Below are 6,914 nucleotides of genomic sequence, written 5' to 3' on the forward strand. Positions count from 1 at the left end.
TGGAGATCGTCGCGTTCGAGCGGGGGCACTTCACCTCGTACTCGGCGTGCGGGATCCCGTACTGGGTCGGCGGTGACGTCGACGGGCCGGACCGGCTCGTCGCCCGCACCCCGGAGGAGCACCGGGAGCGCGGCATCGACCTGCGGCTGCGCACCGCGGTGACCGGGATCGACGGGGACCGCGGGCGGGGGCGGGGCCGGGACGCGGCGGGCGGCGGCGCCCCGTCCGGCGCGCCGCCCACCGCCGTGTGGGCGGCCGGCGGCGCGGGGGCGGTCCCGGGCGCCGGTCACCCGGCGGGGACCGTCGTCGGAGTGGCCGATCCGCGGCGCGGGGTGGGCGACCTCGCACAGGCGTGGCGCGAGGCGGCGTCCGCCGCGCGGGCGGCCCTGGCCCAGCCGCGGCTGGGGCCGGTCGCCCCGTGGGCGTCGATCGGCCCGTACCGACTGCTGACCGCGCTGCCCCCGGCCCCGCCGCACGACCGGGCGGTCCGCGCGCTGCTCGCGCCCGCGCACACGGAACTGGCCCGCACCGCCGAGGTGTTCCTCGACAACGCGGGCCAGGCGGGCCGCACAGCGGCGGCCCTCGGCATCCACCGCCAGACGCTCTACTACCGCCTTTCGCGCGTGGAAAACCTTACGGGCCTGGATCTCGACGAGGGCGAGGACCGGCTCCTGCTCCACATGGCGCTCAAGACGGCCCGCATGTGAGGCACCGCGCCCCCGCGCCGCCCCCGTGATTCACCCTCCCGGGCGACATCGGCGGGCCGTCCGCCGCTGACCGGCGCCCTCGGCGCACCGACCCCGCCGCACGAACGGGACCGGCCCGGTGCGCTGACGCACCGGGCCGGTCCCGTGACGATCGTACGAACGGTCAGACCAGGTTCACCGAACGGGCGGACGTCGCGCCGATCTCCTCGGCGACCTCCGTCAGCACCTGCTGCGGGACCGTGTCGTCGACGGTGAGGACCGCGAGCGCCTCGCCGCCCTCGGCGGCACGGGCGACCTGCATGCCCGCGATGTTCAGACCGGCCTCGCCGAGAACGCGGCCGACGGTGCCGACGACACCGGGACGGTCCTCGTACCGCAGGACGATCATGTGGTCGGCGAGCGCCAGGTCCACGTCGTAGTCACCGACGGCGACGATCTTCTGGAGGTGCTTGGGTCCGGCCAGCGTGCCGGACACCGCCACCTCCTCGCCGCCCGAGAGGGTGCCGCGGACGGTGACCACGTTGCGGTGGTCGGGGGACTCGCTCGACGTCGTCAGCCGGACCTCGACACCGCGCTCCTGCGCGAACAGCGGCGCGTTGACGTAGCTCACCGTCTCGTCGACGACGTCCTCGAACACGCCCTTCAGCGCCGACAGCTCCAGCACCTTGACGTCGTGCTGGGTGATCTCGCCGTACACCTCGACGTCGAGACGGACCGCGACCTCGCCGGCCAGCGCCGTGAAGATCCGGCCCAGGCGCTCGGCGAGCGGCAGACCCGGCTTGACGTCCTCGGCGATGACACCGCCCTGGACGTTGACCGCGTCCGGGACCAGCTCGCCGGCGAGGGCGAGGCGCACCGAACGGGCGACCGCGATACCGGCCTTCTCCTGCGCCTCGTCCGTGGACGCGCCCAGGTGCGGGGTGCAGACGACCTGGTCCAGCTCGAACAGCGGGGAGTCCGTGCAGGGCTCCTTCGCGTACACGTCCAGGCCCGCGCCGGCGACCCGGCCCTCCTTCAGCGCCGAGAACAGCGCCTCCTCGTCGACGATCCCGCCCCGCGCGGCGTTGACGATGCGGACGGTCGGCTTGACCTTGTGCAGCGCCTCGTCGCCGATCAGGCCGAGCGTCTCGGGGGTCTTGGGCAGGTGGACGGTGATGAAGTCGGAGACCTCGAGCAGCTCGTCCAGCGTCAGCAGCTTGACGCCCATCTGGGCGGCGCGCGCCGGCTGGACGTAGGGGTCGTACGCCACGATCTTCATGCCGAAGGCCGACATGCGCTGCGCGACCAGGACGCCGATGCGGCCGAGGCCGACGACGCCGAGGGTCTTCTCGCTGAGCTCGACGCCCGTGTACTTGCTCCGCTTCCACTCGCCGTTCTTCAGGGCGGTGTTCGCCTGGGGGATGTTGCGCGCGGTGGCGACCAGCAGACCGCAGGCCAGCTCCGCGGCGGTGACGATGTTGGAGGTCGGGGCGTTGACGACCATCACGCCGGCCTTGGTGGCGGCGGAGACGTCGACGTTGTCCAGGCCCACGCCGGCGCGGGCGACGACCTTGAGCCTGTTGGCGGCGGCGATGGCCTCGGCGTCGACCTTGGTGGCGGAGCGCACCAGGATGGCGTCCACGTCGGCGATCGCGGGCAGCAGTTCCGCTCGGTCGGCGCCGTTGCAGTGCCGGATCTCGAAGTCGGGGCCGAGCGCGTCCACCGTGGCGGGCGACAGCTCTTCAGCGATCAGTACTACCGGCTTCTTGGGGGGATGCGAGCTCACGTGGGTCCTCACAAGTCCAGTGCGGACGGCCGTCCCGACGGCCGCAGGCGGTGGAGGGGCTTGCCGCGTGGAAGACGCACGACGCTGTGGGCCTGACGCGTATGTGTGGAGAAGTGTAGTGGGGGCGGGTGTCATCTTTTCCGCCGCGGCGGAAGGATCACCCATCCGTGGTTGGACACGCGGTCCAATGCGGACGGGCGGGTCCGGACACCGGGTCCGGACCCGCCGCGCGGGGGCCTACGCCTCCTCGTTGTCCACCCAGCTCATGAGCTTGCGCAGCTCCTTGCCGGTGGTCTCCAGCAGGTGCTCGGAGTCCTGCGTCTTGTACTCGTCGTACTTCTTCAGGCCGCCGTGGTACTCGTCCATCCAGTTCTTGGCGAACGTGCCGTCCTGGATCTCGGCGAGGACCTTCTTCATCTCGGCCTTGGTGGCGTCCGTGATGATCCGCGGGCCGGTGACGTAGTCGCCCCACTCGGCGGTCTCGGAGACCGACCAGCGCATCTTCTCCAGGCCGCCCTCGTACATCAGGTCGACGATCAGCTTCAGCTCGTGGAGGCACTCGAAGTACGCGATCTCCGGCTGGTAGCCCGCCTCGACCAGGGTCTCGAAACCGGCCTTGACCAGGGCGGAGGTGCCGCCGCACAGCACGGCCTGCTCACCGAACAGATCGGTCTCGGTCTCCTCGGTGAAGGTCGTCTTGATGACACCCGCGCGGGTGCCGCCGATGGCCTTCGCGTACGAGAGCGCCAGCTGGAACGCGTTGCCGGTGGCGTCCTGCTCGACGGCGGCGATCGCCGGGACGCCGCGGCCCTCCTCGTACTGGCGGCGGACCAGGTGGCCCGGGCCCTTGGGGGCGACGAGGGCGACGTCGACGCCGGCCGGGACCTTGATGAAGCCGAAGCGCACGTTGAAGCCGTGGGCGAAGAACAGCGCGTCGCCGTCCTTGAGGTTGTCCTTGATGGACTCCTCGTAGACCTTGGCCTGGATCGGGTCCGGGATCAGGATCATGATCAGGTCGGCCTCGGCCGCGGCCTCGGCGGGCGTGACGACGCGCAGGCCCTGCTCCTCGGCCTTCGCCTTGGACTTGGAGCCCTCGTGCAGACCGACGCGGACGTCGACACCCGAGTCACGGAGCGACAGCGCGTGGGCGTGGCCCTGGCTGCCGTAACCGATCACCGCGACCTTGCGGCCCTGGATGATGGACAGGTCGGCGTCGTCGTCGTAGAACAGCTCGGCCACTGGGTCTTCTCCTTGGTGTGCTGATGTTGCGTCCCACCGTACGGCGGGGAGGGATGGGAAGGTCGAGGGGTCTCGCTACGCGGAACGGTCCAGGGCCCGCAGCGAACGGTCCGTGATGGACCGGGCGCCACGCCCTATGGCGATCGTGCCGGACTGGACCAGTTCCTTGATGCCGAACTGCTCCAGCATCTTCAGCATCGCGTCGAGCTTGTCACTCGACCCTGTTGCCTCGATGGTGACCGCCTCGGGCGAGACGTCCACGGTCTTGGCGCGGAACAGCTGGACGATCTCGACGATCTGGGACCGGGTCTCGTTGTCGGCGCGGACCTTCACCAGGACGAGTTCGCGCTGGATCGCCGCGCTGGGCTCGAGCTCGACGATCTTCAGGACGTTGACCAGCTTGTTGAGCTGCTTGGTCACCTGCTCCAGCGGCAGGTCCTCGACATTGACCACGATGGTGATGCGGGAGATGTCGGGGTGCTCGGTGACACCGACGGCGAGCGAGTCGATGTTGAAGCCGCGGCGGGAGAACAGGGCGGCGATCCGGGCGAGGATGCCGGGGGTGTTCTCCACCAGGACGGAGAGCGTGTGCTTGGACATGTCTCTGAACTCAGCTCTCTCTCAGTCGTCTTCGTTGTCGCCGAAGTCGGGGCGGACGCCGCGGGCGGCCATGACCTCGTCGTTGGAGGTGCCGGCGGCGACCATCGGCCACACCTGGGCGTCCTCGTGGACGATGAAGTCGATGACGACCGGACGGTCGTTGATGGCGTTCGCCTCCTGGATGACCTTGTCCAGGTCCTCCGGGCGCTCGCAGCGGATCGCGACGCAGCCCATGGCCTCGGACAGCTTCACGAAGTCCGGGACGCGGGTGCCGGCGCTGGGCTGCTTGCCGTCCGCCCCGGGGCCGGAGTGCAGCACCGTGTTGGAGTAGCGCTGGTTGTAGAAGAGGGTCTGCCACTGGCGGACCATCCCGAGCGCGCCGTTGTTGATGATCGCGACCTTGATCGGAATGTTGTTCAGCGCGCAGGTGACCAGCTCCTGGTTGGTCATCTGGAAGCAGCCGTCGCCGTCGATGGCCCAGACCGTGCGGTCCGGCATGCCGGCCTTGGCCCCCATGGCGGCCGGGACGGCGTAGCCCATGGTCCCGGCGCCCCCGGAGTTCAGCCAGGTGGCGGGCTGCTCGTAGTCGATGAAGTGGGCGGCCCACATCTGGTGCTGGCCGACGCCGGCCGCGTAGATGGTGCCCTCGGGGGCGAGCTGCCCGATGCGCTGGATGACCTGCTGCGGCGACAGGCTGCCGTCCTCGGGCTGGTCGTAGCCCAGGGGGTAGGTGTCGCGCCAGCGGCTGAGGTCCTTCCACCAGGCGCTGTAGTCGCCGGTGTTGCCCTCGGTGTGCTCGGCCTGGACGGCCTGGACCAGGTCGGCGATGACCTCGCGGGCGTCACCGACGATCGGGACGTCGGCGGCGCGGTTCTTGCCGATCTCGGCCGGGTCGATGTCCGCGTGGACGATCTTGGCGAACGGCGCGAAGCTGTCCAGCTTGCCGGTGACGCGGTCGTCGAAGCGGGCGCCGAGGGCGACGATCAGGTCCGCCTTCTGCAGCGCCGTGACGGCGGTGACGGCGCCGTGCATGCCGGGCATGCCGACGTGCAGCGGGTGGCTGTCCGGGAAGGCGCCCAGCGCCATCAGCGTGGTGGTGACCGGGGCCTGGGTCAGCTCGGCGAGGACCTTCAGCTCGGCGGTGGCGCCGGCCTTGAGGACGCCGCCGCCGACGTACAGGACCGGGCGCTTGGCCTGGGTGATCAGCTTCGCGGCCTCGCGGATCTGCTTGGCGTGCGGCTTGGTCACCGGGCGGTAGCCGGGCAGGTCGAGCTGCGGGGGCCAGCTGAAGGTCGTACGGGCCTGGAGGGCGTCCTTGGCGATGTCGACCAGGACCGGGCCGGGGCGGCCGGTGGAGGCGATGTGGAACGCCTCGGCGATCGTCCTCGGGATGTCCTCGGCCTTGGTGACCAGGAAGTTGTGCTTGGTGATCGGCATGGTGATGCCGCAGATGTCCGCCTCCTGGAAGGCGTCCGTGCCGATCGCCTTGGAGGCGACCTGACCGGTGATCGCGACCAGCGGGACGGAGTCCATGTGCGCGTCGGCGATCGGCGTGACCAGGTTGGTGGCACCGGGGCCCGAAGTGGCCATGCAGACGCCGACCTTGCCGGTCGCCTGGGCGTAGCCGGTCGCCGCGTGACCGGCGCCCTGCTCGTGGCGGACGAGGATGTGCCGGACCCGGGTGGAGTCCATCATCGGGTCGTACGCGGGGAGGATGGCGCCGCCGGGGATGCCGAAGACCGTCTCGGCGCCCACTTCCTCGAGAGAACGGATGAGGGACTGCGCACCCGTGACGTGCTCAACGGTGGCGGGGGTCTGTCCGCCGGTACGGGCCCGCGGCTGCGGATGGTGGGCCCCGGTGGCCTGCTCGGTCATCGGCATTCTCTTCTCGAAGCTGAGGGTTTTCGCGAGATTCAACTGGTTTGGCAGGGAGCCAGTGCAACAAAAAACCCCTCGTGCCGTGAGGCAAGCGAGGGGAGCGCGCCGGTGTGGGTCCGCAGGGCCGTCATCGGGCCGTGCTCAGCCGACGCGCTTTCCAAGTACGAGAATTCGGGTGCGCATGGCAATGACCCTCCCTCCGGCGCACCGTCAGTGTCAAGTGGGTGGGACGCGCGTCTCACCATGTGAGCGGAACGGGTAGGGCGAACGCATGCCCGGGAGGGCACTCGGAAGAGCGGCGGGGACGCCGTTCGGCACGGTGCTCGCCAGTCCTCCGGGCAGCGCGCCGCGATCGCTCCCGGCACCGCCGCGGGTGGCGCCGCCGGGTCCCGCGGGCCGGTTGCCGGGCGCGCCGCCGCGCCCGCCGGTGGCCGGGCCGCCGCCCGTGCCGCCCCGGCCTTCGGGGACGGCGGGGACGGCGGGGGGCGCCGCGGGTGCGCCCGTTCCGCCGGACGGAGCGGTGGGAGGAGCTGCGGCGGGGGCGGGAGCGTCGGGAGGGGCGGCGGGAGGCGGAGTGCCCGCGCCGCCCCGGCGCCGGGCGGGCCGCTCCCCCGGCGCCCCGCCGGGAGGCCGGCCGGGGCGGTCGTCGGGGGCCGCTGCGGGTGGGGGACCCGCCGGGCGTGCGGGGGCGGCGGGTGGGCTGTGCGGGGGGGGCGGGGCGGGGG

At 71.6% G+C, this 6,914-nt stretch carries 5 protein-coding genes; 1 reads left to right on the forward strand and 4 read right to left on the reverse strand.

Annotated features, from left to right (window positions below; translation table 11 throughout):
- Window positions 1-707 (forward strand): PucR family transcriptional regulator (locus tag A4V12_RS38700; protein ID WP_234372198.1); only part of this gene is annotated, 707 nt, incomplete at its 5' end.
- A 163-nt stretch (window positions 708-870) separates the two neighbouring features.
- On the opposite strand, the gene serA is transcribed toward A4V12_RS38700, so the two are convergent.
- The 4 genes from serA to A4V12_RS16580 all read right to left on the reverse strand — a co-directional run bounded on the left by serA (window position 871) and on the right by A4V12_RS16580 (window position 6,192).
- A complete protein-coding gene (gene serA, locus A4V12_RS16565; protein WP_064070129.1) occupies window positions 871-2,472 on the reverse strand; it encodes a phosphoglycerate dehydrogenase in 1,602 nt (533 codons plus the stop codon).
- 237 nt (window positions 2,473-2,709) lie between these two features.
- Window positions 2,710-3,711, reverse strand: coding sequence for a ketol-acid reductoisomerase (gene ilvC, locus A4V12_RS16570; protein WP_064070130.1), 1,002 nt, complete (start codon window positions 3,709-3,711; stop codon window positions 2,710-2,712).
- A gap of 75 nt (window positions 3,712-3,786) precedes the next feature.
- Window positions 3,787-4,311: an acetolactate synthase small subunit gene (gene ilvN, locus A4V12_RS16575; RefSeq protein WP_019889675.1), complete on the reverse strand. Its 525-nt coding sequence runs from the start codon at window positions 4,309-4,311 to the stop codon at window positions 3,787-3,789.
- A gap of 21 nt (window positions 4,312-4,332) precedes the next feature.
- Window positions 4,333-6,192, reverse strand: a complete 1,860-nt coding sequence (locus A4V12_RS16580; protein ID WP_064070131.1) for an acetolactate synthase large subunit — start codon at window positions 6,190-6,192, stop codon at window positions 4,333-4,335.
- Window positions 6,193-6,914: the final 722 nt, after the last annotated feature.

This window comes from Streptomyces noursei (genome assembly GCF_001646665.1).
In the GTDB taxonomy this organism is placed as follows: domain Bacteria; phylum Actinomycetota; class Actinomycetes; order Streptomycetales; family Streptomycetaceae; genus Streptomyces; species Streptomyces lavendulocolor.

What these genes read in the sequence shown, in the direction of transcription:
- A4V12_RS16580 (WP_064070131.1), bottom strand. Translation starts at nt 6,192, where the DNA reads ATGCCGATGACCGAGCAGGCCACCGGGGCCCACCATCCGCAGCCGCGG.
- ilvN (WP_019889675.1), bottom strand. Translation starts at nt 4,311, where the DNA reads ATGTCCAAGCACACGCTCTCCGTCCTGGTGGAGAACACCCCCGGCATC.